Here is a 24,413-nt window from a genome sequence, read left to right as displayed (position 1 = left end):
ACGGCCGTGCTTGCTGTACAAGGGCGGCATGGACAGCCTCTCGCCGCGGCGTAACGATGCCGAACTGCTGCGCGCCAACCGCGGCTTCTACGAGGCATTGTGGGCACAGGCGCGGCTGGTCGAGCCGCAACGCTTCAACACCTGGCCATTGCTGCGTGAACTGGCCGCGGCCGCGCCGCGCCGGCTGGAGGTGGCGCCAGGCCTGCGCCCGCGATTGCCGCTGGAAGGCACCTGCTTCGTCGACCTGAGCCACGCGGCGCTGCGCCAGCTGCGCGCCCGTGGCGCCGACGCCATGCACGGCATGATCGACGCCCTGCCCTGCGCGGACGCACGGTTCGACCTGGTGTGCGCGTTCGACATACTCGAGCACGTGGCCGACGACGGGGGCGCCCTGCGCGAGCTTGCGCGCGTGGCGTCGCCAGGCGCGACGCTGCTGCTGTCGGTGCCGTTGCATCCGGAGGCGTGGACTGCCTTCGACGAGTTCGTCGGGCATTGCCGGCGCTACGAACCGGCGACCATCCTCGCGCTGCTCGCGGCGTGCGGCTTCAAGCTGGAGCGCAGCGCGGTCTACGGCATGCAACCCAGGTCCACGCGCCTGCTCGAACTCGGCCAGTGGTACCTGACCCACCAGCGCGAACGCGCGATGTGGTGGTACAACCGGGTGTTCATGCCGCTGGGGCTCAGGTTCCAGAAGCCGCTGCACTGGCGCGAGGGCCTTGCCGATGACGCGGGCGTGGACGAGGTGCTGCTGGTATGCCGGCGCGGCGGATGACGGCGCGTCCGGCTGCCATGCGTCGCCGCTGGCATGTAGGCCGCCCTGCTCTCGTGCCGGCATCATGCGGCACCGCAGCAATTCTCCCGCAAAGCCACTAGACTCGGCTTTTCCACGGCAGTCGACTCCCATGCTCTACCAACTCCACGAGTGGCAACGCGCCTTCATGGGCCCGATGAGCTACTTCGCGCAGGCCAGCGCGAAAATGTTCAACGAACCGGGCAGCCTGCTGTCGCAGGTACCCGGCGCCGTGCGCTGGGCCGCCGGCTGCGAACTCATGTACCGGCTCGGCAAGGACTACGAGAAGCCCGCCTTCGGCATCCATGAGATCCAGGCGCACGGGCAGACCGTGGCGGTGGTGGAGCAGACCGCGCTCGAACTGCCCTTCTGCCAGCTGAAGCGCTTCAAGCGCTTCAGCGACGACCCGGCCACCCTCGAGAGAATGCGCAGCCAGCCGGCGGTGCTGGTGGTGGCGCCGCTCTCGGGCCATCACGCCACCCTGCTGCGCGATACCGTCCGCACGCTGCTGCGCGACCACAAGGTCTACGTCACCGACTGGATCGACGCGCGCATGGTGCCGGCCGAGGCGGGCATGTTCCGTCTGGACGATTACGTCGGCTACGTGGAGCAGTTCATCCGCCGTATCGGGGCGCGCGACCTGCACGTGATCTCGGTGTGCCAGCCGACCGTGCCGGTGCTGGCGGCGGTTTCCCTCATGGCCGCGCGTGGCGAGGAAACGCCCCGCAGCCTGGTGATGATGGGCGGCCCGATCGATCCGCGCCAGAGCCCGACCAGCGTCAACGACCTGGCCACCCAGCAGCCGCTGTCCTGGTTCGAATCGAACCTGATCCACACCGTGCCGGCCAACTACCCCGGGCGTGGCCGCAAGGTGTATCCGGGCTTCCTGCAGCACGCGGGTTTCATCGCGATGAATCCGGGCCGCCACCTCTCGTCGCATTGGGACTTCTATCTCGACCTGCTGCGCGGCGACCTGGACGACGCCGCGGCGCACCGGCGCTTCTACGACGAGTACAACGCCGTGCTGGACATGCCGGCCGGCTACTACCTGGACACCATCCGCACGGTGTTCCAGCAGTTCCTGCTGCCGCGCGGACTGTGGGACGTCGCCGGCGAGCGGGTGAACCCGGGCGCCATCACGCGCAGCGCGCTGCTCACCATCGAAGGCGAACTGGACGACATCTCGGGCCTGGGCCAGACCGAGGCGGCGCATGGGCTGTGTACCGGCATCCCGGCCGAGCGGCACGCGCACAGGGTGATCGAGGGCGCCGGCCACTACGGCATCTTCAGCGGCCGCCGCTGGCGCGAAATCGTCTATCCGCAGGTGCGCGACTTTATCGCCAACGCCTGATTCGGTGCTGCCAGCGACGCCGCTGCAGGCGAGCGTGCCGAAGGCCTGCAGCGTAGCCGCTCGGCCGGCACGTGGAAGTAGCCACATGGTCCCTTGAGGTCGCAGCTGCCGGCTAGCACCGGCGCGCCCACGGGCAGCCGGGTGATGGCCGACGCCGATCGGGGGCGAAGGGGTTTGCGCCTCCGGCAGGCGTTGACTGGCTGGAGGCCGGCCTGCCGACCGAGCCCGATCCCGATCCCGGTACGGCGGACACGGCAGGGGACAGTTTCAGGGAATCCCTTTCCCCGGGGAACCCAGCCTAGACCACGCTACCAAAGAAGCCGGCGAACGCCTGCGCCGTGCGCTCGACACCGGCGTCGTCCACGTCCAGGTGGGTGACCAGTCTGAGCGTCGGCAGGTAGCCGATGCTGATGCGGATGCGCGATCGCTGCAGATGGACGTCCAGTTCGCGCAGGCGCTCGGCCGGCACTTCGACGAAGACCATGTTGGTGTGCTGGCCGAGCACGCGCAGACCGGACACCTGCGCAAGCCGTGCGGCGAGTGCGGCGGCGCGCGCATGGTCGTCGGCCAACCGGGCCACATGGTGGTCGAGCGCGTGCAGGCCGGCCGCCGCCAGCATGCCGGCCTGGCGCCAGCCGCCGCCGGCCACCTTGCGCCAGCGCCGCGCCTTGTCCACCAGCTCGGCCGAGCCGGCCAGCACCGACCCGACCGGCGCGCCCAATCCTTTGGAGAGACACACCGACACACTGTCGAAGTGCCGGGTGATCTCGCGCGCCGCCACGCCGGAGGCAACCGCCGCGTTGTACAGCCGCGCGCCATCCAGGTGCAGCGCGAGGCCCCGCTCGCGGGCGAAGTCGTGCGCGGCGCGCAGGTAATCGGCCGGCAGCACGCGGCCGTGCCAAGTGTTCTCCAGGGCGAGCAGGCGCGTGCGGGCGAAATGCGGGTCGACCGGCTTGATCGCCGGCGCCACGCGGTCCAGCGGCAGGCTGCCGTCGGCGTCCTGCACGATCGGCTGCGGCTGGATAGAACCGAGCACAGCCGCACCGCCGCCCTCGAACTTGTAGGTGTGCGCGTCCATGCCGACGAGGTATTCATCGCCCCGCTCGCAGTGCGACATCAGCGCCAGCAGGTTGGACTGCGTGCCGCTGGGCACGAACAGCGCCGCCTCGAAGCCGAGGTCGGCGGCCACGCGCTGCTGCAGCGCGTTGACGGTCGGATCCTCGCCGTAGACGTCGTCGCCCACCGGGGCGTCGAGCATCGATGCGCGCATGGCGGGCGTGGGCCTGGTCACCGTGTCGCTGCGCAGATCCACCCAGTCCACATTCCACCTCGTCGTCGCCGCAAAGAACGCAGCTTCGCGCCAGGGCGTGCGCGTGGCAAGCCTTGGCCGGCGGGCACAAAAAACCCGCGAGGGTCCGCGGGTTGGATGGTGGGTCGTCCGGGACTCGAACCCGGGACCAATAGATTAAAAGTCTACTGCTCTACCAACTGAGCTAACGACCCATCGAGGCGAACGGTCGATTTTATGGGCTGGTACGCGATGGCACAAGCAAACCGGCGGTTCGCCTGCGCTTGGGTGCGGCCGTAGGTGTCAGGCGTAGCGGGTCGGATCGGCAAGCCCGGCGTTACGGAAGCCCTCTGCACGCAGGCGGCAGGCATCGCAGTGGCCGCAGGCGCGGCCTTGCGGATCGGCCTGATAGCAGCTGACCGTCTGCGCGAAGTCCACGCCCAGGCGCCCGCCCTCGCGGGCGATGTCGGCCTTGCTCATGTGCATCAGCGGCGCATGGATGCGCAAGGACGCGCCTTCGACGGCGGCCTTGGTGGCGACGTTCGCCAGGCGCTCGAAGGCCTCTATGAAGGCAGGCCGGCAATCGGGATAACCGGAATAGTCCACCGCGTTGACGCCGCAGAAGATGTCGCTGGCGCCGAGCACCTCGGCCCAGCCCAGCGCGATCGACAGCATGATGGTGTTGCGCGCGGGCACGTAGGTGACAGGGATGCCCTCGCCGCTGTCGGCCGAATCGGTCGGCACGTCGATGTCGGCGGTGAGCGCCGAACCGCCGATGCTGCGCAGGTCCACCTGCACGGTCTTGTGCTCGGCCGCGCCGAGCGAGCGGGCAACGCGCCCGGCCGCTTCCAGTTCGGACCCGTGGCGCTGGCCATAGGCGACGCTGAGCGAGTGCACGGTGAAGCCCTGCTCGCGCGCGATGGCGAGAGTGACGGCCGAATCCATGCCGCCGGAAACGAGCACGACAGCCTTGCGTGGGTTGGGATGGGACATGAAACGGTTCCTTGCATGCGGCCGGTCGCCGGCCGGAAGGCGCACGCGGCGACACAGGCCACGGCGCGTATGGCGGCTACTTCCGCCTCGAACGTGGGCACGTGCGATGAAGACGCACAGCCCCGCCCATCGGCAGGAGAAGCAATCTCAGTGACCCGGCGCGTCGTTCCAGAGCAGCTTGTGCAGTTGGAGCTGGAAGCGCACGGGCAGGCGGTCCTGGAGGATCCATTCGGCCAGTTCACGGGGCTGCACCGCGCCGTGTACCGGCGAGAACAGCACCATGCAGCGCCGCTCCAGCGCGTGCTCGGCGACCACGCCGCGCGCCCATTCGTAGTCGGCACGGCTGGCAATGACGATCTTCACCTGGTCGTGCTGCAACAAGTGATCGAGATTGGCCCACAGGTTGCGCCCGCATTCGCCCGAACCGGGCGCCTTCAGGTCCATCACCTTGCGCACGCGCGGATCGACGGCGGACACGTCCAGCGCGCCGGAGGTTTCCAGCGATACCTCGTAGCCGGCGTCGCACAGCCGGCGCAGCAGGATCAGGCAGCGCTTCTGCGCCAACGGCTCACCGCCGGTCACGCAGACGTGGCGCGCGCCGTGCCGTGCCACCTCGGCGAGGATATCGTCGATGTCGTGCCACTGGCCGCCGTGGAAGGAGTACTCGGTGTCGCACCAGACGCAGCGCAGCGGGCAGCCGGTCAGGCGCACGAACACGGTGGGCCAGCCGATCGCGTCGGCTTCGCCCTGGATCGAATGGAAGATCTCGGTGATGCGCAGGCGCTCGGCCGGCGCCGGCACGACGGGCGCCATGCCCGCGTCGGTACTGCTCACGACCGCCTCAGCGGATCGCCGATTGCAGCTGCAGTCGGCGCAGGCGTTCCTGCGCCAGGCTGGCGGCGCGGGAACTGGGGTATTTGCTGGTGACCGATTGCAGCGTGGCCTTGCCGGCATCGGTCTGCTTGAGCTCGAGCTGGCTGTAGCCGACCTTGAGCAGCGCGTCGGGCGCCTTCTCGCTCTGCGGGAACTGCGAGAGCAGCCGCTGGAAGGCCTCCAACGCCACCGGGTAGTTCATGGTCACGTAGTACGACTCGCCCAGCCAGTACCAGGCGTTGGGCGTGAGGCTGTTGTTCGGGTACTGCTGGATGAAGCCACGGAAGCCGCGCGAGGCCTGGGCGTAGTCGCCCGCACGCAACGCCTTGAAGGCGGCGTCGTAGGCGGCCTGCGAGGCGGCATCGGGAGCCGTGGCAGGTGCGCTGCTGCCCGCGCCGGCGGGCGCGGCGGCGGTGGAAGGCGCCGCATTGCCCGGCGCCGGCGCACTGGCGGCCGAACCAGAGGAAGCCGGAGCGCCAGGGCCCGCGGCGGGAGTATTCGTGCCGGCGCCCTTGCCCTCGAGGCGGCCCAGCCGCGAATCGAGGTCGATGTACTGCGCCTTGCTCTTGTCTTGCATGTCCTGCAGCTGATGCTGCAGTTCCTCGACCTGGCCCTGCAACTGCTGCACCTGCGCCTGCAGCTGCTGCACCTGGTTGACCATGCCGGTGCCGCCCTGGTTCTGCGCCTGGGCCTGCTGCTCGAGCCGCGACACGCGGTCGGCGAGGCTGAGGCGGGAGTCCTGTGCCAGGACCGGGACGGCAAAAAGCATGGCGGACGCGATCGCGCCCGCCATGCCGAGCCTGGCCTTGAACTGCTTAGCCAGTGCGGTCTTCATTACTTCGCCGTGTAGACGATCTCGACGCGGCGGTTCTTGCTCCAGCAATCCTCGTTGTGCTCACGGCACACCGGCTTTTCCTTGCCGTAGGAGATCACTTCGAGCTGGCTGGCCTGGCCGCCGTTCGCCTGCAGGGCATCGGACACGGCATTGCCGCGGCGCTCGCCCAGACCCAGGTTGTACTCGCGGGTGCCGCGCTCGTCGGTGTTGCCTTCCAGACGGATGTGCGATTCCGGACGGTCCTGCAGGTACTTGGCGTGGCACGCCATGATCTGCTGGAACTCCGGCTTGATCTCGGTCTTGTCGAAATCGAAGTACACGACGCGCTGACGCAGGCAAGCGTCGGTATCCAGGTCGGCCGGGGTGTACTTGTTGTTGGTCTGCGCCGGCTGGGTGACCGGAGCCTGCTCCGGCTGGGGCTGCGGCTTGACTTCCTGCTTCTTGGAGCAAGCGGCCGCGCCAACGCAGAGCAGGGCGACCAGGGCGACGCGAGCGGTCTTATTCATGGGTGATGTTCCTTCAAAACGGGTTTGAGTTCCGACAGTCAATGACGATTGCGGTTTCGGGGTGTTGGTCGCCGGTGGTCCGGCTTGTTGTGTGACGCTTGGTACTGCTGCGGGCCAGGCGCCCAAGGCCCCTGACGACCGATTGGCCAACGCCTTTGGAGGCGCCCGCCAGAAGCGAAATGACGCCGAAGCGTCGTTTCGGCCCATTCCATGGGCGTTCCGCCGGGCACGTTGGCGCCCAGCGGAAAATAAAACTCAACGCTGCCGGTATGGGCCCCAGGCCGGTTCGCGTACGTCGCCGTCGGACAGCACGAGACGTTGACGGACCTGGCCATCGGCCGAAACGGCATACAGCACGCCGCGGCGTCCTTCCGTGGCCGCGTACAACAGCATGCTGGCGTTCGGTGCGAAGCTCGGGGAGTCGTCAATCGGGCCGGGCGAGATGAAACGCACCTGCCCACCCAGACTGCGATCCATAATGGCAATACGATACACGTTCCCGTTGCCCTGCACCATCGCGATCTGCTTGCCGTCGTAGCTGACGTCGGCGTTGGCGTTGTTCTGGCCCTGGAAGCTGATGCGGGTGGGCGAGCCGCCGGTGGCGGGCATCTGGTAGATCTGCGGCCGGCCGGAACGGTCGGAGGTGAAGTAGATGCTCTGGCCGTCCGGCGCCCAGGTCGGCTCGGTGTCGATCGACAGGCTGTTGGTCAGGCGCGTCTCGCGGCGGCTGGCCATGTCGATCACGTAGACCTCCGGGTTGCCCACGAAGGAGAGCGACACCGCCAGCTTGCCGCCGTCCGGCGACCAGGCCGGCGCGCCGTTGATGCCCTTCTTGTGCGCGGCGATCAGCTGGCGCGAGCCGGTGGTGATGTCCTGGATGTAGACCTGCGAGTTGCCGCTCTCGAAGGAGACATAGGCGATCTTCTTGCCGTCCGGCGACCAGGCCGGCGACAACAGCGACTCGCGCGAGCGAGCCACCACCTGCGGGTTGTAGCCGTCAGAATCGGCCACGATCAGCGAGTAGGTGGTGTTGTTGCCCAGGCCGACGGCGGTGACGTAGGCGATGCGGGTCCAGAACGCGCCGCGCACGCCAGTGATCTTCTGGTAGATCGCGTCGGCGATCTGGTGGGCCACGCCACGCAGGTCGCCCGCCGGAGCGGTATAGGACTGCGCCAGCAGGTTCTGCTGCTTGTTGACGTCCCACAGCTCGTACTCGACCTTGAGCAGGCCGCCGCCGGCGTCGCTGATGCGCCCGACGGTGATGTAGTCCTGCTTGAGCAACCGCCAGGTGGCGAACTTGATGTCCGCGCCGCGCGAGGGCGACTCGACGATCTCGCTCTTGGCCAGCGCGCGGAACTTGCCCGAGCGGTTGAAATCGTTGCGGATCACGTCGGCCACGTCGGTGGGCAGCGGCGCGCCTGCTTGCGCGAACGGCACCACGACGATCGGCGTGGCGGTCTTCAGGCCGCCGACGATGTCGACGTTCAGTGACTGCGCACCCGCCGGTGCGGCGGCAAGAAGGGCCACCAGGCACACGGCGGCCAGGGACAAGAGCGATTTCAGTTTGCGCATGAATGACTCACTGCGGCCGGAAGGTAAGCGTGATTTCGCGCTGGAAAACGCTCTCGAAGCCCTTGTAGGGCAAGGTTTTGGTGCGCAGCACGGCATTCTCGATGGAGCGCTTGCCAGCGTCGTCGTAAGGACAGCTCGAATCGACCTTGGCGCTCATCACGTCGCCGCCGGGCAGCTGCACGATGTGCACGACGCACGGAACATCCGGCATGTTATCCGGACGTAACCAGTTGGGCGTGACCGCATTCTGAATGGCCGCTGCATACTGGTCGGAGAGCGAGCTGTTTTGGGCGTTGTTGCCGGTCTGACGCTGTGCCGCGTTGGGAAGGTCGGCCTGGCCGTTGTCCTGCGCGTTCTTCAGGTCCTCCATCTGCTGCTTGGCCTGCTTGGCCTTGTTTTCCAGCTTCTGGCGGGCCGCCGCAGCGGCGTCCAGCTTGGCGAACATCTCGTCGAGCTGCTTTTTCTGCTCTTCCTTCTTCTTGGCCGCCTGCGCGTCCAGCTCGGCCTGGCGCTGGCGCTGCTTTTCTTCCTGCTCCTTCTTGGCGTCCTCGGCCTTCTGCAGGGCATCTGCAACGACCTTTTCCTGGTCGACCACGTCCGGATGTTCCGGCGGCGGCGGCAGCGTCTTGATCTGCGGGGGCGGCGTCTGCACCTGTGGCGGCGGCACGCTGGGCGGGGGCGGCGTGGTCGGCTCGCGCTTGGCGTTCTTGACCGGCTTGGGCGGCGGCGCGCCGGTGGGGCCGATCAGCGTGGCCTCGATGACCGGGCCTTGCAGCTGGAGCGGCTTGGCGCAGGTGATCGGGTTCCAGCTCGCCGGCAGGTGCAGCGCGCTGAACAGGCTTTCGTAGAACGAGCACGGCACGATCGCCAGCGCGAGGAAGCCGACGATGCCCAGGTGCAGTACGGCGGAAAGGATGACCGCCGCGGAAGTGCCCTTATTTTCGCGCATCGCCCGCGCCCGCGCCCTGCGGCTGGCTCATCAGGCCGACCTTGCTGACGCCGGCCTGCTGCAGATCGGCCAGCACCTGGTAGACGCCTTCGTACTTGCCCTCGCGGTCACCGGCCACCAGCACGCTGATGTCCGGATTGGCCTTGACGAAGGCGCCGACCTTGGCCTGCAGGGTGGCGACGTCGACCGGCTCCTTCTTGGCCCCTTCCAGGGTCAGGAACAGGCTGCCGTCGGCGCCGACCGAGACGATCACCGGGTTCTTCTTGTCGGCCAGCGACTTGGCGTTGGCCTGCGGCAGGTTGACGTCGACGTTGGCGTTCAACATCGGCGCGGTGACCATGAAGATGATCAGCAGCACGAGCATCACGTCGATGTACGGCACGACGTTGATCTCGGACTTGAGCTTCATGCGCTTGTGGCGCGCGGCGTTTCGCATGGCCATGGCGTCGCCCCGTCAGACCGTTTCTTCGGTCTGGATCTGCCGCTGCAGCACGGAGGAGAACTCCTCCTGGAACACCTCGTAGCGCGAAGCCACGCGCTCGACCTTGTTGGCGTATCGGTTGTACGCCCAAACCGCCGGGATAGCGGCGAACAGGCCCATGGCGGTGGCGATCAGCGCCTCGGAGATGTGCGGGGCGACCACCGCGATGGTCACGTCCTTGACCTCGCCCAGGCCCTGGAAGGCGCCCATGATGCCCCACACGGTACCGAACAGGCCCACGTAGGGGCTGATCGAGCCGACGTTGGCGAGGAATTCCAGGTTGCGCTCGAGCAGGCCGATCTCGCGCGTGCCGGCCACCCGCATGGCCCGCTCGGTGCCTTCCATCACGATGCGCATGTCGTGCGTCTTGCGCTGGCGCTGGCGCGCGAACTCGCGAAAGCCCGATTCGAAGATGGTCTCCAGGCCGCCGTTGTCGGCATGGCGCCCACTGACCTCGCGAAACAGGCCCGCCAGGTCGCCGCCCGACCAGAAGCGCTCCTCGAACGCCTCGGCGTTTTCCGTCGCCGCCTTCATCTGCGAGTACTTGCGGATGATGATGACCCACGACAGGAAGGAGAACACCAGCAAGAGCAGCATCACCAGCTGCACGGGCAGGCTGGCCTCGGCAACCAGCTTGAAAATGTTCAATCCACCGTTCATGGCTTGGGGGTTCTCCGCATGCTCAGGTCTTAGAGGGGTCGAGGCCGGGGATGAGGTCGGCCGGGATCGGTGCCGGGCGCATGCGGCGGAGGTCCACACAGGCGACTCGCACCTGGGCGCGGACCAGCTCCGTGCCGTCCGCCCGGCCGATCGCTTGACCGAACAGGATACTGGCTGCGCGCCATTCTTGGATGGCGACCGTCACCGACAGTTCATCATCCAGCAGGGCCGGACGCAGGAAATCGAGCTCCATCGAGCGGACCATGAAGGCCAGGCCGGTGGCCTCCTTGAAGGCCAGCTGGTCCACGCCCTGGGCCCGTAGCCACTCGCTGCGGGCGCGCTCGAAAAAGCGCAGGTAGCTGGCGTGGTAGACCACGCCGCCGGCATCGGTGTCTTCCCAGTAGACGCGAACGGGCCAGGTGAAGGGGGCTGTGGACATGTCGGATCCGTGTAGTGAATTTGCTCGCGAGGGCGCCCGCCTCTGGCACGGCCCCGTGGGAACGGAGGAAGGGACGCCGACAGCCGCCGACCCTTTCCCCGCGGGGGACGTTGCCTGCCGTGCGGATGGGCGAGCCGTGCCTCAGCCTTCCACGCCGTCACCGAACATGTCGCCGACCATCGCCTGCCGCGGCGGCGGGTTGCGTCCCAGGTGCCGCCAGGCTTTGGCGCTGGCCATGCGTCCGCGCGCGGTGCGGACCAGGAACCCCTGCTGGATCAGGTAGGGCTCGACCACGTCCTCCAGCGTACCGCGGTCCTCCGACAGCGCGGCAGCCAGGGATTCCACCCCCACCGGACCGCCGTCGAAGTTCTCGATGATCGTGGCGAGCATGCGCCGGTCCAGTTCATCGAAGCCTTCGGCATCCACTTTCAGCATGTCCATCGCCGCCTGCGCCGCCTCGCGGGTGATCCTGCCGCCGGCGCGCACCTCGGCGTAGTCGCGCACGCGGCGCAGCAGGCGGTTGGCGATGCGCGGGGTGCCGCGCGAGCGGTGGGCGATCTCGGCCGCGCCCTCGGCCTCGCACTCGATGCCCAGGATGCGCGCAGAGCGACGCACGATGGCGGTGAGCTCGCCGGGCGAATAGAACTCCAGCCGCTGCACGATGCCGAAGCGGTCGCGCAGGGGCGCCGTAAGCAGGCCAGCGCGCGTGGTCGCGCCGATCAGCGTGAAGGGCGGCAGGTCCAGCTTGATCGAGCGTGCGGCCGGACCCTCGCCGATCATGATGTCGATCTGGAAGTCCTCCAGCGCCGGATAGAGCACCTCCTCCACCACCGGCGAAAGGCGATGGATCTCGTCCACGAACAACACATCGTTCTTCTCGAGGTTCGTCAGCAGCGCAGCCAGATCGCCAGCGCGCTCCAGCACGGGCCCGGAAGTCGAACGGATGTTGACGCCCAGTTCGTTGGCGATCACGTGGGAAAGCGTGGTCTTGCCCAGGCCCGGTGGCCCGAAGATCAGCACGTGGTCCAGCGCGCCGCCACGCCGCCTGGCCGCCTCGATGTAGATCGACAGCTGCTCGCGCACCGCCTGCTGACCCAGGTAGTCGTCCAAGCGCTTCGGGCGGATGGACGCCTCCAGCGCCTCGTCGTCGAGCTGGGCGGCGGGAGTGATGATGCGCGCTTCAGTCATGCGGGGATTATGGCAGCACGGCGCGCTGCTTTTGCCCTCTCCCCCGGCGCGGGCCATGGGAGAGGGGCCTAGATCTCGACCTGCGCGCCCAGTTCGATCAGCCGATTGCCGGGAATCTGGAAGAACGCGGTGGCCGGCAGCGCATTGCGCGCAAGGAAGGCGAACAGCTTGTCCCGCCACGGCGCCATCCCGGGGCGGCGCACGTCGGCGACGATGGTCTCGCGCGAGAGGAAGAAGGTGGTGTCCATCAGGTCGAAGCTGAGCCCGGCGCGGCTGCAAAGCGACAGCGCCTGCGGGATGTTCGGGTCCTCGGCGAAACCGAAGCGCAGTTCCAGCCCATAGAACTGACCTTCCATGGGCGTGATCTCGATGCGCTCGTCCGCCTCGGCTACCGGCGTTTCCAGGATCTGCACGGTCAACATCACGTTGCGCTCGTGCAGTACCTTGTTGTGCTTGAGGTTGTGCAGCAGCGCGTGCGGCACTGCGTGCTGGTTGGCGGTGAGGAACACCGCCGTGCCGGGCACGCGCAGCGGCGGGTGCTCGGCCATATTGGCGATGAATGGCGCCAGCGCCAGACCGCCCTGCTTGATCTCGCGCACCACCAGTTCACGGCCGCGCCGCCAGGTGGTCATGATGGCGAACAGGAACAGCCCGAGCACCAGCGGGAACCAGCCGCCATCGGGGATCTTCAGCGTATTGGCGCCGAAGAAGGCCAAGTCCACGCACAGCAGCGCAAGCGCCAGCGGGATCACCGCCGCCAGGCTCCACTTCCACATGCGCCAGGCCACCAGCATCACCAGCAAGGTGTCGATCGCCATCGTGCCGGTCACCGCGATGCCGTAGGCGCCGCCCAGCGCCTTGGAGGAACCGAAGCCGACCACGGTGAGGATCACCATCACCATCAGCGCCCGGTTCACCCAGGGCAGGAAGATGTGCCCGATCGCCTCGCGCGAGGTGTGCACCACCTGCATGCGCGGCACGAAGCCGAGCTGGATCGCCTGGCGCGTCACCGAGAACGCGCCGGAGATCACCGCCTGCGAGGCGATCACCGCCGCCGCCGTGGCCAGCGCGATCATCGGATAGCCGGCCCAGTCCGGCACCGCGTGGAAGAACGGATTGGCCGCGGCCTTGGGCTCGTGCAGCAACAGCGCGCCCTGGCCGTAGTAGTTGAGCAGCAGCGCCGGCAGCACGAAGCCGAACCAGGCCGCACGGATCGGGAAGCGCCCGAAATGGCCCATGTCGGTGTACAGCGCCTCGGCACCGGTCACGCACAGCACCACCGCGCCCAGCGCGACGAAGGAGATGGTGCCGTGGGAGGCGAAGAAACGCACCGCGTACCATGGCGACAGCGCCTTGAGCACGTCCGGCGACTGGACGATGTTCCACAGGCCCACCGCCGCCAATGCCACGAACCACAGCGCCATCACCGGCCCGAACAGCGCGCCAACCTTGGCCGTACCGTGCCGCTGCAGCCAGAACAGGAACAGCAGCACCAGCACCGCCAGCGGCACCACCCAGCGCTGCAGCGCCGGCGCCATCACTTCCAGGCCCTCGACGGCCGACAGCACCGAGATCGATGGCGTGATCACGCCGTCACCGAAGAACAGCGCCGCTCCGAGCAGCGCCATCAGCATCACCACGCGGCGCGCCGCGGGCGAGCCACCGACCGCGCGCTGGGCCAGCGTCATCAGCGCCATGATGCCGCCCTCGCCGCGGTTGTCGGCGCGCATCACCAGACTGACGTACTTGATCGCCACCACCGTGATCAGCGCCCAGGTGACCAGCGAGAGCACGCCCAGCACCGTGTTTTCGGACGGATGCAGGCCGTATTCCGGACGGAACACCTCGCCCAGGGTGTACAGCGGGCTGGTGCCGATGTCGCCGAACACCACGCCGATGGCGCCCAGGATCAGCGCACTCCTGGCGCCGTGCAGCTGCTCGGCGCCGGCGCGCTCGTCGTTACGGGATGTATCGTTCATGCTCTTCGCTTCAGGCACCCAGCGCGGCGCGCAGGGCCTTGCGGATGATCGCCTCGGCGTCGTCGCCCTCGGCCGTGACCTTCTGCACCAGCCGCGCCACCTCGGCGGGCTTGTAGCCGAGCTGCTGCAGGGCCACGGCGGCTTCGCCGGCCGGGTCCAGCGGCGCGCCGCCGTTCCGGCCGGAGGCGCCCGGCAGAACCACGCCCAGGCCCTCCACGCGGTCCCGCAGTTCGACCACGATGCGCTCGGCGGTCTTCTTGCCGATGCCCGGGATCTTGGTCAGCGCCACGACGTCCCCCGCCTGCACCAGCCGGGCGAAATCGTTCGTCGACACCCCCGAGAGCACCGCCAGCGCGATCTTGGCGCCGATGCCGGAGACCTTCTGCAGGTTGCGGAACAGCGCCCGCTCGGCCTCGTGCAGGAAGCCGTACAGCGCGACGCTGTCCTCCTTCACCGCATGGTGGGTGAGCAGGGTGACTTCCTTGCCCGTGGGCGGCAGGTCGTAGATGGTGGACATCGGCGCCTCCAGCTCGTAGCCGACGCCGCCCACGTCCACCAGCAGCCAGGGCGGCTGCTTGGAGACCAGGATGCCGCGCAGTCGTCCGATCATCGCCGTCTCCAGGCCGTGCGGGGAATGCCCACGCGCGCGAGGCTCGCGCGCGTGTGCGCATGGGTTACCGCGATCGCCAGCGCGTCGGCCGCGTCGGGCTGCAGCGGCCCCTTGAGGCCGAGCAGCACGCCGATCATGTGCTGCACCTGGCTTTTGTCGCCGCGGCCGCTTCCGACCACGGCCTGCTTGATTTCGGTGGGCGCGTATTCATGCACTGCAAGGCCCCGGGCCGCCACCGCGCAGATCGCCGCGCCACGCGCCTGGCCGAGCTTCAGCGCCGAATCGGGGTTGCGCGCCATGAACACCCGCTCGATGCCGCATTCGGCCGGCCGGTGGCTTTCGACGATCGCCGCCAGCTCGTCAAAGATGCGTTTCAGGCGCAGCGGGAAGGTGTCCTCGCCCGCCACCGCCACTGCCCCGTGGCACACGTGGGTGAGCTTGCCCGCCGCGTCGACGTCGATGATCCCGAAGCCGGTGCGCTGGCTGCCGGGGTCGATGCCAAGGATGCGGGTGATGGACGCAGGGCGGGAAAAGGCAGACGGGGATCCTGCGAGATCCGCGTGCTTCCCGTTCCCTGCGCCCTGCTCCCAGTCAGCCTTGCTAGCCATCGCTCGGCAACAGGGCGTTGTGGTAGACCTCGCTCACGTCGTCCAGCGCGTCGAGGCGCTCGAGCAGGTCGGTGAGGGGCTCGAGCACGTCCTCCGGCACCGCGACGCGGTTGTTCGCGCGCATGCCCACGCCCGCGTGCAGCGCGACCAGGCCGGCATCGGCCAGCGCCTGCTGCACCGCTTCGAAGTTTTCCGGCGCGCAGACCACCGTGCTCTCGCCATGCTCGTTGACCACGTCGTCGGCGCCCGCTTCCAGCGCCGCTTCCAGCACCTTCTCCTCGGCCGCCTCGTCGCCGCCGGTGGCGAAGGTGAGCTCGCCGCAACGGGTGAACTGGAAGGCCACCGAACCGGAAGTGCCCAGGTTGCCGCCGTGCTTGGTCAACGCATGGCGCACGTCGGCCACGGTGCGGGTGGGGTTGTCGGTGAAGCACTCGATGATCATGGCCACGCCGCCGGGGCCGTAGCCCTCGTAGCGCAGTTCCTCGCCGCCACCCTCGGCACCGGAGCCGCGCTTGATCGCGCGTTCGATGGTGTCCTTGGTCATGTTGGCCGACAGCGCCTTGTCCACCGCCGCCCGCAGGCGCGGGTTGGCGGCCGGATCGGCCACGCCGGCACGGGTGGCGACGGTGATTTCGCGGATCAGCTTGGTGAACACCTTGGCGCGCTTGGCGTCCTCGGCGTTCTTGCGGCCTTCGATGGACGGGCCTCTACCCATGGCGGGAAAACCTGAACAATGGACAAGCGGGCGATTTTACCCCAACCCGGCGTGGCCCCGACAAACGCCCGAACGACTCAGCCGTCGGCCCGCTCGAAACGGCCCTCGCGCAGGAAATGCGCCACCTGGCGCGCCGCCTCGGCCGACAGCAGCAGGCCCGTGTGGCTGGTCTCGATCACGCAGTGGTCGGCGAGGCCAGGCAGCTGCGTCTCGGCCACCGCCACGGTGCCGTCGTGCGCACCCTCCATGTGCGCCAGCATGGCGCCCAGGCCGATCGGCACGCGGCCGGCGATCATGCCCACCTCGCGCTCGCCCTCCCATCGTTCCAGGCCGTGCTCGAGCAACTCGCGGCTGTGGCCCAGCAACGCCTCGCCGCCCTGCCCGAAGCCGGCGAACCCGCGCGCCGCGGCGCTGCCCTTGAGCGGCGAGCCGAGGCAGACGATGCGCCCGGGCGGCAGTCCGGCGGCTTCCCGGCAGGCCTGCAGCGCGAGCAGGCCGCCCAGGCTGTGGCCGACCAGGTGCACCGGCCCGGATCCGTAGCGCTGCATATGCGCATGCAGGCGCTCGACGATGCGCTCCTGCGTCGCCACCACGCTCATGTAGTCGAAACGGTCGACCGCGAAGCCCGCTTCGGCCATCCGCTTGTGCAGCAGGGCCAGTGCGAAGCCGCGCATCCACAGGCCGTGCAGCAGGATGATCTGGTCGGGCATGAATTCGCAGCCGGTCGTAGGGTTGGCTTCAGCCCGCCATGGGGACTCGCGCCAGGGCCGCAAGGTGGATCCGAGCTTACCCTACGCCACCGGCGTCAGCCGGCCACCTTGACGTGGAGTTCCTTCAGCTGCGCCTCGGCCACCGGCGAGGGAGCGTCGGTCATCAGGTCCTGCGCGCTGGTGGTCTTGGGGAAGGCGATCACGTCGCGGATCGATTCGGTGCCGGCCATCAGCGCGGCGATGCGGTCGATGCCGAAGGCCAGGCCGCCGTGCGGCGGCGCGCCGAACTTGAGCGCCTTGAGCAGGAAGCCGAACTTGGCCTGCGCCTCCTCCGCGCCGATGCCGAGCAGCTCGAACACCGCGCTCTGCATCTCCGGCCGGTGGATGCGGATCGATCCGCCGCCGATCTCGTTGCCGTTCAGGACCATGTCGTAGCCGCGGCTGACCGCGGTGGCGGCGTTGGCCTTCAGATCGGCAATGTCGTCGACCTTGGACGCGGTAAAAGGATGATGCAGGGCGACGTAACGCTGCTCCTGCTCGTCGTACTCGAACATCGGGAAGTCGGTGACCCACAGCGGCTTCCAGCCGGTCTCGACCAAGCCGCGGTCCTTGCCGACCTTCAGGCGCAGCGCGCCCATGAAGTCCGACACGGTCTTCCACTTGCCGGCGCCGACGAACACGATGTCGCCGGTCTGCGCGCCGACGGCGGCCAGCACCCCCTCCAGCGCCGCGTCGTCCAGGAACTTGGCCACGGGCGAGCTCAGGCCCTCGCGGCCCTTGGCGCGATCCTCGACCTTGATCCAGGCGAGGCCCTTCGCGCCGTACTTGGCGACGTACTCGGTCAGGCCGTCGATGTCCTTGCGCGAGAACGACGAGCCGCCCGGCACGCGCAACGCGGCCACGCGGCCGGCCGGATCGTTGGCCGGTTCGGCGAACACCTTGAACTCCACGCCCTTGAGCGCGTCGGCCACGTCAACGAGCTCCAGCGCAATGCGCAGGTCCGGCTTGTCCGAACCGAAGCGGCGCATGGCCTCGGCGTAGGTCATGCGCGGGAACGTGGCGTCCAGCTCGACGTCCACCACTTCCTTGAACACGTGGCGGATCATCGCCTCGACGAAGTCCTGCACGTCCTGCTCTTCGACGAAGGCGAACTCCAGGTCGAGCTGGGTGAATTCCGGCTGGCGGTCGGCGCGCAGGTCCTCGTCGCGGAAGCAGCGGGCGATCTGGTAGTAGCGGTCGAAGCCGGCCATCATCAGGATCTGCTTGAACAGCTGCGGCGACTGCGGCAGCGCGTAGAACTGGCCCGCATGCACGCGGCTGGGCACCAGATAGTCGCGCGCGCCCTCGGGCGTGGCCTTGGTCAGGATCGGCGTCTCGATGTCCTGGAAGCCGCGCGCGTCGAGGTAGCGGCGCAGCGCCTGCACCAGTTTGATGCGCCGGCGCATCATCGCCTGCATCTCCGGCCGGCGCAGGTCGAGGTAGCGGTAGGTCATCCGCAGGTCCTCGTTGGGGTTCTCGTGCAGCGCGAACGGCAGGTCCTTGGCCGCGTTGAGCACCTCGACCGTGTCGGCCAGCAGCTCCACCGTGCCGGTCTTGAGCTTGTCGTTGACCGACAGGCGTTTGCGGATCGTGCCGGTGACCTTCAGGCAGTACTCGTTGCCGACCTCGCCCGCCACCGCGAAGGCGCCGGCGTTCTCGCGCTCGACCACCACCTGGGCAAGCCCCTCGTGATCGCGCAGGTCGACGAAGGCGACGTGGCTCTGCAGGCGGATCGTGTTGACCCAACCGCACAGGGTGACGGTCTGGCCGACCAGCGACTCGTCGATGAGGCCGCAGTAGTGCGTGCGCATAGGAAGGGAAACTCCGGGGGCTCGATGCAGATGGACGTGCGAACGTGCGATTTTAGCATCGGCCGCAGCCATCGATGCGCCCCTCGCCATGTCCCTTAGGCTTCATCGGCCACCCCGACGCGGCCGCTGTCCGCGTGCGGCCGCGGCCTGCGCTCAGGACGAGCGGCTCCGGGAAAAACCGTTCACGCCGAGCAAGCGACGCGAGCTGGGAGCCTAAGCGCCGCGCGTTCAGTCCCCGCTGGCGGCGGAGGGCTTGCTCTCGGCAGCCGGCGCGGGAGCCGGGGCCGGAGCCGGGGAAGCGGCCTTGGCCTCGCCGTCGCCGGCCAGGTTGCGCTTCTTGTCGCCGTCCTTCTTGAAGTCGGTTTCGTACCAGCCGCTGCCGGCGAGGCGGAACGAGGGCGCACTCACTTTGCGTTGCACGCGCGGCGCCTCGCAAGCGGGACAGCTGGAAGGATCGGGATCGGAAAGTTTCTGCAGGCGGTCGAAACGGTGTCCGCACTGGACGCATTCGAACTCGTAGATGGGCATGGCTCGTACAACTCCGGACAGGACGCCCCACAAAACGGCTTGGCGCATTATCGAGTCGCCCGTCGCAATTTCAACGGCGCGTTTCCATCGCACACGCCTTGGCAGCGGCCAGCCGCGCGGAGTAGCCTGCCGCGACCCAACGCAAGGCCACACGGCATCCCGCCTGGACCATAGCCCGTCGGCCCGATCGCCCCCTCGCATTACAGGAGTTTTCCGTGAAGCAATCCCGCGCCCTTCCCCGCCTTGCACTCATTCCCGCTGCGGTGCTGCTCGCCTGTTCCGCCGCCCACGCCCAGGACAGCGCTCCGGCGGCGAAGAAGGCCAAGAACCTGGGCACCGTGATCGTCACCGGCACGCGCGCGGACAACCGCACCGAGAGCAGTTCGCTCACGCCGGTGGACGTGGTCTCGGCCAACCTGCTCAAGCAGACCGGCACCTCCGAACTCTCCACCGCGCTGGCGCGGGTGATCCCCTCGCTCACCTTCCCGCGCCCGTCCGCCGCGGACACCGCCGACTCGCAGCGCCCCGCGCAATTGCGCGGCCTCTCGCCAGACCAGGTGCTGGTGCTGGTCGACGGCAAGCGCTGGCACCCGGGCGCGATCATCCTGACCAACGGCGTGCTGGGCCGCGGCTCGCAGGCGGTGGACCTCAACACCATCCCGATCGACGCGATCGACCACATCGAGGTGCTGCGCGACGGTGCCTCGGCGCAGTACGGTTCCGATGCCATCGCCGGCGTGATCAACATCGTGCTCAAGAAGGGCGCGCAAGGCGGCGACGTGTCGCTTTCCGGCGGCCGGTACTCCGCCGGCGACGGCCGCCAGTGGCAGGGCACCGCCAACGCCGGCGTGCCGCTGGGCGAGAACGGCTGGGCGCGTTTCACCGTGCAGGACGGCCACCAGGACTACACCAACCACGCCGGTCCCAACCGCACGCGGCCGCAGGAGGGCGTCACCCAGCGCTACGGTGACCCGGCGGTGACCGACCACAACCTGATGCTCAACGCGCAGTACGACCTCTCGCCCGCGGCGCAGCTCTATGCCTTCGGCCACTTCGGGCGGCGCCGGACCGTCTCGCCGGCGTTCTTCCGCAACCTGTCCAACGCCAACTCGGTGCCCGCGCTCTATCCCAATGGCTACCTGCCGTTGGAGAACGCCGACTCCACCGACCGCTCGCTGGTGGCGGGCATCCGCGGCAAGACGACCGGCGGCTGGCGCTGGGACGTCTCGGGCAACTACGGCGGCAACCGCGTCTCCTATGCCACCTCCAACTCACTCAACCGCGCCTATCTCAACGACTTCGGCACCACGCCCACGCGCTTCCACGACGGCATCCTGGATGCCGCGCAGCAGTCGCTGGACGTGGATGTCGCCAAGGATCTGTCGGTTGGCTGGCTGCCCAACGACGTGACGCTCGCCTTCGGGGCCGAGTACCTGCGCCAGAGCTACCAGATCCGCGCCGGAGACCTGCCCTCGTACTACACCGGCAACTCCGGCCGCTCCGGCGGCGCGCAGGGCTTCGGTGGCTACCAGCCGGCCAACGCGGGCTCGCATGCCCGCCACGACGTGGCCGAGTACGTGAGCCTGGAGACCAACCTCACCGACCGCCTGGGCACCTCGCTCGCGGTGCGCCACGAGGACTATTCGGACTTCGGCACCACCACCTCCGGCGCCCTGGCCGGCCGCTTCGACTTCACCGACAGCTTCGCCCTGCGCGGCAGCGCCTCGACCGGCTTCCGCGCGCCGTCGCTGGCGCAGCAGTTCTACTCATACACGTCATCGCTGTACTTCGGCGCCGGCAATTCGCTGGGCCTGCCGGCCGGGATCTACAACACCGGCCTGGTGTCCTCGACCAGCCCGATCGCGGTGCTGCTGGGCGGCGAGCCGCTCAAGCCCGAGAAGTCGCGCAACCTGACCTTCGGCGCGGTGTGGAGTCCGGCGCAAGGGCTGGACCTGAGCGCCGACGTCTACCAGATCAGGATCCGCGACCGCATCACGCTGTCGAGCACCATCTCCACCACCTCGCCCGCGGTGCGCGACTACCTGGCCGCCAACGGCATCGCCAACACCAACTTCAGCGGCATCTCCTACTTCACCAACGCGGTGGACACGCGCACCCGCGGCATCGACCTGGTGGCCAGCTACCTGTTCGACGTCGGCGACGGCGCCACGCTGCACAGCACGGTCAGCTACAACTACAACCAGAACAGGGTGACCGACGTGCGACCCAACCCGGCCGTGCTCGATGCCCTGGGCGTGAGCTTCAGGCGCATCGACCGGCGCGACCAGTACGGCCTGCTGGCCGACACCACGCCGCGCAACAAGCTGATCTTCAACTGGCTCTACACCAACGGCGCCTGGAGCCTGGACAGCACGCTGACGCGCTACGGCAGCTTCACCTCGTACAACTCGACCAACGCGGCGCTGGACCAGAGGTTCGATCCCAAGTGGGTGTTCGACCTGGCGCTCAACTACACGCTGGACCGCTGGGCCTTCACCCTGGGCGCCGACAACCTGTTCGGCGCCTACCCCAACCGCGTGATCCCCGCCAACGACAACAACGGCACCCTGCCCTACACGGTGTTCTCGCCGTTCGGCTTCAACGGCACGTACGTGTACGGCAAGGTGCGCTACAGCTGGTAAGTTCCCAGCCCGGCTCCCGGCGGGGTGGGGCTGGGACTTTCGCTCAAGCGGGGACGTTCAAGGAACCCCGGCGTCATTTCCGCGAACCCGGCCCCACCCCTGCCCTCTCTCCGCAGGGGAGGGCCGGGTATCAGACGGCCTTGAAGGCGAGGCGCCCGCCTTCGGCATCCACGTGGATGGTGGTGCCGGGCGTGAAGCGGCCCTCCAGGATCTCCCTGGCCAGCGGGTTCTCCAGCTGCTGCTGGATGGCGCGCTTGAGCGGCCGCGCGCCGTACACCGGATCGAAGCCCACATTACCCAGCAGCGCCAGCGCGTTGTCGCCCACGTCGAGCTTCAGATCGCGCTCGGCCAGCCGTTTCTCCAGGTAGGCCAGCTGGATCTTAGCGATGGCACGGATCTGGTCCTTCTCCAGCGGCCGGAACACCACCAGCTCGTCCAGGCGGTTGATGAACTCCGGGCGGAAGTGCGCCTGCACCACGCCCATCACCGCCGCCTTCATCTTGGTGTACTGCTCCTCCGCGTCGCCGCCGGAGTCGGCAGCGTCCTGGATCATCTGCGAGCCCAGGTTCGAGGTCATCGCGATGACCGTGTTGCGGAAGTCCACCGTGCGGCCCTGGCCGTCGGTGAGGCGCCCGTCGTCGAGCACCTGCAGCAGGATGTTGAACACGTCCGGATGCGCCTTCTCCACCTCGTCCAGCAGGATCACGGCGTAGGGCCGGCGGCGCACTGCCTCGGTGAGGTAGCCGCCTTCCTCGTAGCCGACGTAGCCCGGGGGCGCGCCGATCAGGCGGGCGACGGAGTGCTTCTCCATGAATTCGCTCATGTCGATGCGCACCATCGCCTCCTGGGTGTCGAACAGGAATTCGGCGAGCGCCTTGCACAGCTCGGTCTTGCCCACGCCGGTGGGGCCCAGGAACAGGAACGAGCCGTACGGGCGGTTCGGATCTGACAGGCCCGCGCGGGCGCGGCGGATCGCATCGGACACGGCGCGCACAGCCTCGTCCTGGCCGACCACGCGCTTGTGCAGCGCCGCCTCCATGTGCAGCAGCTTCTCGCGCTCGCCTTCGAGCATCTTGGACACGGGGATGCCGGTCCAGCGCGAGACGACCTCGGCGATCTCCTCGTCGGTGACGCGGTCCTGCACCAGCTTGAATTCCTGCTTCTCGGCGGCCTGCGCGGCGGCGAGCTGTTTCTCCAGTTCCGGCAGGCGGCCGTACTGGATCTCGCTCATCTTCGCGTAATCCTGGCGGCGCTGGGCGGTCTCCAGCTCCAGGCGCGCGGCCTCGATCTGCTCCTTGATCTTGGTGGCGCCCTGCAGCGTGGCCTTCTCCGATTTCCACACCTCGTTCAAGTCGGAGAACTCGCGCTCGAGCTTCTCGATGTCGCTCTCCAGGTCGGCCAAGCGCTTCCTGGAGGCCTCGTCGGTCTCCTTCTTGAGCATCTCGCGCTGGATCTTCAGCTGCGTGAGGCGGCGCTCCAGGCGGTCCAGCTCCTCCGGCTTGGAGTCGATCTCCATGCGTATGCGGCTGGCTGCCTCGTCCATCAGGTCGATCGCCTTGTCGGGAAGCTGGCGGTCGGTGATGTAGCGGTTGGAAAGCGTGGCCGCGGCCACGATCGCCGGGTCGGTGATCTCCACGCCGTGGTGCACGGCATAGCGCTCCTTCAGGCCACGCAGGATCGCGATGGTGTCTTCCACGCTCGGCTCGCCGACGAACACCTTCTGGAAGCGGCGCTCCAGCGCGGCATCCTTCTCGATGTACTTGCGGTACTCGTCCAGCGTGGTGGCGCCGATGCAGTGCAGCTCGCCGCGCGCCAGCGCGGGCTTCAACATGTTGCCCGCATCCATCGCGCCCTCGGCCTTGCCGGCGCCGACCATGGTGTGCAGCTCGTCGATGAACAGGATCACCCGGCCCTCCTGCTTGGCCAGGTCGTTGAGCACGGCCTTCAGGCGCTCCTCGAACTCGCCGCGGAACTTGGCGCCGGCGATCAGCGCGCCCATGTCCAACGCGAGCACGCGGCGGTCGCGCAGGCCCTCGGGCACCTCGCCCTTGACGATGCGCTGCGCCAGGCCCTCGACGATCGCGGTCTTGCCCACGCCGGGCTCGCCGATCAGTACCGGATTGTTCTTGGTGCGCCGCTGCAGCACCTGGATCGTCCGGCGGATCTCCTCGTCGCGGCCGATGACGGGATCGAGCTTGCCGCTCTCGGCGCGAGAGGTCAGATCGATGCAGAACTTCTCCAGCGCCTGGCGCTGGTCCTCGGCGTTCTCGCTCTGCACCTTCTCGCCGCCGCGGACCTTGTCGATCGCAGCCTCGAGGTTCGTCTTGGTGGCGCCGGCGGCCTTCAGCGCCGCGCCGACTTCGCCCTTGTCCTCCAGCGCCGCCAGCACGAACAGTTCGCTGGCGATGAACTGGTCGCCGCGCTGCTGCGCGAGCTTGTCGGTGAGGTTGAGCAGGCGGGTCAGGTCGTTGCCGACGCTGATGTTGCCTTCCTGCCCGCGCACCTGCGGCAGGCGGCCCAGGATCTCGCCGACACGCTCGCGCAGCACCGGCACGTTGACGTGCGCCTGGGTCAGTAGCGGTGCGGTCGACCCGCCCTGCTGGTCGAGCAGCGCCGCCATCACATGCGCCGGTTCCAGGATGTTGTTGTCGCGGCCCACGGCCAGCGACTGTGCGTCCGCGAGCGCCTGCTGGAAGCGCGAGGTGAGTTTGTCCATCCGCATGACGTGGATTCCTCGGAAAATCGGGCGGCCCCGCCGCAATGCGCAGGAGATGAGGGCGTCTCAGTGCCCTTCAAGACGGCGGGCCCATCTGGTCGGCGCACGCGGGCGACCCGTATCATTTTCC

22 protein-coding genes and 1 tRNA gene are annotated in these 24,413 nt (G+C 68.3%); 3 read left to right on the top strand and 20 right to left on the bottom strand.

All coding sequences use genetic code 11. From position 1 onward, the window contains the following. Positions 1-28: 28 nt before the first annotated feature. Both VGU65_RS01010 and VGU65_RS01005 read left to right on the top strand, forming a co-directional pair. Positions 29-772, top strand: coding sequence for a class I SAM-dependent methyltransferase (locus VGU65_RS01010; protein WP_327472292.1), 744 nt, complete (start codon positions 29-31; stop codon positions 770-772). 130 nt (positions 773-902) lie between these two features. Beyond that, a complete protein-coding gene (locus tag VGU65_RS01005; RefSeq protein ID WP_327472291.1) occupies positions 903-2,141 on the top strand; it encodes a polyhydroxyalkanoate depolymerase in 1,239 nt (412 codons plus the stop codon). 298 nt (positions 2,142-2,439) lie between these two features. On the opposite strand, the gene ltaE is transcribed toward VGU65_RS01005, so the two are convergent. From ltaE to VGU65_RS00910, 19 genes are all read right to left on the bottom strand, one after another. Then, a complete protein-coding gene (ltaE, locus tag VGU65_RS01000) occupies positions 2,440-3,462 on the bottom strand; it encodes a low-specificity L-threonine aldolase (RefSeq protein ID WP_327472290.1) in 1,023 nt (340 codons plus the stop codon). Between the two features lie 106 nt (positions 3,463-3,568). Continuing rightward, a tRNA-Lys gene (locus VGU65_RS00995) sits at positions 3,569-3,644 on the bottom strand. A gap of 88 nt (positions 3,645-3,732) precedes the next feature. Continuing rightward, complete coding sequence (gene queC, locus VGU65_RS00990) at positions 3,733-4,422, bottom strand: 7-cyano-7-deazaguanine synthase QueC (protein ID WP_327472289.1); 690 nt, start codon at positions 4,420-4,422, stop codon at positions 3,733-3,735. 147 nt (positions 4,423-4,569) lie between these two features. Then, positions 4,570-5,235 carry a 7-carboxy-7-deazaguanine synthase QueE gene (gene queE, locus VGU65_RS00985; RefSeq protein WP_327472344.1) on the bottom strand — a complete coding sequence of 222 codons (666 nt, stop codon included), beginning with the start codon at positions 5,233-5,235 and terminating at the stop codon, positions 4,570-4,572. 28 nt (positions 5,236-5,263) lie between these two features. Continuing rightward, the gene (gene ybgF, locus VGU65_RS00980) at positions 5,264-6,130 is read right to left on the bottom strand and encodes a tol-pal system protein YbgF (protein ID WP_327472288.1); all 867 of its coding nucleotides are present in this window, start codon (positions 6,128-6,130) and stop codon (positions 5,264-5,266) included. Beyond that, positions 6,130-6,636: a peptidoglycan-associated lipoprotein Pal gene (gene pal, locus VGU65_RS00975; RefSeq protein ID WP_327472287.1), complete on the bottom strand. Its 507-nt coding sequence runs from the start codon at positions 6,634-6,636 to the stop codon at positions 6,130-6,132. The genes ybgF and pal overlap by 1 nt, the downstream gene beginning before the upstream one ends. 255 nt (positions 6,637-6,891) lie before the next feature. Beyond that, complete coding sequence (gene tolB, locus VGU65_RS00970) at positions 6,892-8,208, bottom strand: Tol-Pal system beta propeller repeat protein TolB (protein WP_327472286.1); 1,317 nt, start codon at positions 8,206-8,208, stop codon at positions 6,892-6,894. A gap of 7 nt (positions 8,209-8,215) precedes the next feature. Then, on the bottom strand, positions 8,216-9,157 hold the full coding sequence (gene tolA / locus VGU65_RS00965; RefSeq protein WP_327472285.1) for a cell envelope integrity protein TolA: 942 nt from the start codon (positions 9,155-9,157) through the stop codon (positions 8,216-8,218). Next, positions 9,144-9,593, bottom strand: coding sequence for a protein TolR (tolR, locus tag VGU65_RS00960; RefSeq protein ID WP_327472343.1), 450 nt, complete (start codon positions 9,591-9,593; stop codon positions 9,144-9,146). Before tolR ends, tolA begins: the two co-directional genes overlap by 14 nt. Before the next feature lie 18 nt (positions 9,594-9,611). After that, the gene (tolQ, locus tag VGU65_RS00955) at positions 9,612-10,298 is read right to left on the bottom strand and encodes a protein TolQ (protein WP_327472284.1); all 687 of its coding nucleotides are present in this window, start codon (positions 10,296-10,298) and stop codon (positions 9,612-9,614) included. Between the two features lie 22 nt (positions 10,299-10,320). Beyond that, positions 10,321-10,737, bottom strand: coding sequence for a tol-pal system-associated acyl-CoA thioesterase (gene ybgC, locus VGU65_RS00950; protein WP_327472283.1), 417 nt, complete (start codon positions 10,735-10,737; stop codon positions 10,321-10,323). A gap of 141 nt (positions 10,738-10,878) precedes the next feature. Then, positions 10,879-11,925: a Holliday junction branch migration DNA helicase RuvB gene (ruvB, locus tag VGU65_RS00945; protein WP_327472282.1), complete on the bottom strand. Its 1,047-nt coding sequence runs from the start codon at positions 11,923-11,925 to the stop codon at positions 10,879-10,881. A 68-nt stretch (positions 11,926-11,993) separates the two neighbouring features. After that, positions 11,994-13,904, bottom strand: coding sequence for a potassium transporter Kup (locus VGU65_RS00940; RefSeq protein WP_327472281.1), 1,911 nt, complete (start codon positions 13,902-13,904; stop codon positions 11,994-11,996). Positions 13,905-13,914: 10 nt separating this feature from the next. Then, positions 13,915-14,514: a Holliday junction branch migration protein RuvA gene (gene ruvA, locus VGU65_RS00935; RefSeq protein ID WP_327472280.1), complete on the bottom strand. Its 600-nt coding sequence runs from the start codon at positions 14,512-14,514 to the stop codon at positions 13,915-13,917. Beyond that, positions 14,511-15,029 carry a crossover junction endodeoxyribonuclease RuvC gene (ruvC, locus tag VGU65_RS00930; RefSeq protein ID WP_327472342.1) on the bottom strand — a complete coding sequence of 173 codons (519 nt, stop codon included), beginning with the start codon at positions 15,027-15,029 and terminating at the stop codon, positions 14,511-14,513. Before ruvC ends, ruvA begins: the two co-directional genes overlap by 4 nt. 85 nt (positions 15,030-15,114) lie before the next feature. After that, positions 15,115-15,837, bottom strand: coding sequence for a YebC/PmpR family DNA-binding transcriptional regulator (locus VGU65_RS00925; RefSeq protein WP_327472279.1), 723 nt, complete (start codon positions 15,835-15,837; stop codon positions 15,115-15,117). A gap of 77 nt (positions 15,838-15,914) precedes the next feature. Next, positions 15,915-16,547 (bottom strand): esterase/lipase family protein, encoded by a 633-nt coding sequence (locus VGU65_RS00920; protein WP_327472278.1) that lies wholly within the window; start codon positions 16,545-16,547, stop codon positions 15,915-15,917. Positions 16,548-16,642: 95 nt separating this feature from the next. Beyond that, positions 16,643-18,397: an aspartate--tRNA ligase gene (aspS, locus tag VGU65_RS00915; protein WP_327472277.1), complete on the bottom strand. Its 1,755-nt coding sequence runs from the start codon at positions 18,395-18,397 to the stop codon at positions 16,643-16,645. A 228-nt stretch (positions 18,398-18,625) separates the two neighbouring features. Continuing rightward, entirely contained in the window at positions 18,626-18,925 is a 300-nt protein-coding gene (locus tag VGU65_RS00910; protein ID WP_327472276.1) for an FmdB family zinc ribbon protein, read from the bottom strand. 215 nt (positions 18,926-19,140) lie between these two features. Between VGU65_RS00910 and VGU65_RS00905 the strand changes: the two genes are divergently transcribed. Then, positions 19,141-21,567, top strand: coding sequence for a TonB-dependent receptor plug domain-containing protein (locus VGU65_RS00905; protein WP_327472275.1), 2,427 nt, complete (start codon positions 19,141-19,143; stop codon positions 21,565-21,567). A gap of 130 nt (positions 21,568-21,697) precedes the next feature. Here VGU65_RS00905 and clpB read toward each other — a convergent pair whose 3' ends face one another. Then, positions 21,698-24,289 carry an ATP-dependent chaperone ClpB gene (clpB, locus tag VGU65_RS00900; RefSeq protein WP_327472274.1) on the bottom strand — a complete coding sequence of 864 codons (2,592 nt, stop codon included), beginning with the start codon at positions 24,287-24,289 and terminating at the stop codon, positions 21,698-21,700. Positions 24,290-24,413 lie beyond the last annotated feature (124 nt).

The organism is Frateuria sp. (assembly GCF_035943815.1).
Taxonomy (GTDB): Bacteria; Pseudomonadota; Gammaproteobacteria; order Xanthomonadales; family Rhodanobacteraceae; genus Frateuria_A.
Note: the sequence above shows the minus strand (reverse complement) of the source record. Positions and strands in the feature narration are given on the sequence as shown.

Bases quoted from the DNA above. Each gene is read 5' to 3' on its own strand.
- VGU65_RS01010 (WP_327472292.1), top strand. From the start codon at position 29: ATGGACAGCCTCTCGCCGCGGCGTAACGATGCCGAACTGCTGCGCGCC.
- VGU65_RS01005 (WP_327472291.1), top strand. From the start codon at position 903: ATGCTCTACCAACTCCACGAGTGGCAACGCGCCTTCATGGGCCCGATG.
- queC (WP_327472289.1), bottom strand. From the start codon at position 4,422: ATGTCCCATCCCAACCCACGCAAGGCTGTCGTGCTCGTTTCCGGCGGC.
- queE (WP_327472344.1), bottom strand. From the start codon at position 5,235: ATGGCGCCCGTCGTGCCGGCGCCGGCCGAGCGCCTGCGCATCACCGAG.
- ybgF (WP_327472288.1), bottom strand. From the start codon at position 6,130: ATGAAGACCGCACTGGCTAAGCAGTTCAAGGCCAGGCTCGGCATGGCG.
- pal (WP_327472287.1), bottom strand. From the start codon at position 6,636: ATGAATAAGACCGCTCGCGTCGCCCTGGTCGCCCTGCTCTGCGTTGGC.
- tolB (WP_327472286.1), bottom strand. From the start codon at position 8,208: ATGCGCAAACTGAAATCGCTCTTGTCCCTGGCCGCCGTGTGCCTGGTG.
- tolA (WP_327472285.1), bottom strand. From the start codon at position 9,157: ATGCGCGAAAATAAGGGCACTTCCGCGGCGGTCATCCTTTCCGCCGTA.
- tolR (WP_327472343.1), bottom strand. From the start codon at position 9,593: ATGCGAAACGCCGCGCGCCACAAGCGCATGAAGCTCAAGTCCGAGATC.
- tolQ (WP_327472284.1), bottom strand. From the start codon at position 10,298: ATGAACGGTGGATTGAACATTTTCAAGCTGGTTGCCGAGGCCAGCCTG.
- ybgC (WP_327472283.1), bottom strand. From the start codon at position 10,737: ATGTCCACAGCCCCCTTCACCTGGCCCGTTCGCGTCTACTGGGAAGAC.
- ruvB (WP_327472282.1), bottom strand. From the start codon at position 11,925: ATGACTGAAGCGCGCATCATCACTCCCGCCGCCCAGCTCGACGACGAG.
- VGU65_RS00940 (WP_327472281.1), bottom strand. From the start codon at position 13,904: ATGAACGATACATCCCGTAACGACGAGCGCGCCGGCGCCGAGCAGCTG.
- ruvA (WP_327472280.1), bottom strand. From the start codon at position 14,514: ATGATCGGACGACTGCGCGGCATCCTGGTCTCCAAGCAGCCGCCCTGG.
- VGU65_RS00925 (WP_327472279.1), bottom strand. From the start codon at position 15,837: ATGGGTAGAGGCCCGTCCATCGAAGGCCGCAAGAACGCCGAGGACGCC.
- VGU65_RS00920 (WP_327472278.1), bottom strand. From the start codon at position 16,547: ATGCCCGACCAGATCATCCTGCTGCACGGCCTGTGGATGCGCGGCTTC.
- aspS (WP_327472277.1), bottom strand. From the start codon at position 18,397: ATGCGCACGCACTACTGCGGCCTCATCGACGAGTCGCTGGTCGGCCAG.
- VGU65_RS00910 (WP_327472276.1), bottom strand. From the start codon at position 18,925: ATGCCCATCTACGAGTTCGAATGCGTCCAGTGCGGACACCGTTTCGAC.
- clpB (WP_327472274.1), bottom strand. From the start codon at position 24,289: ATGCGGATGGACAAACTCACCTCGCGCTTCCAGCAGGCGCTCGCGGAC.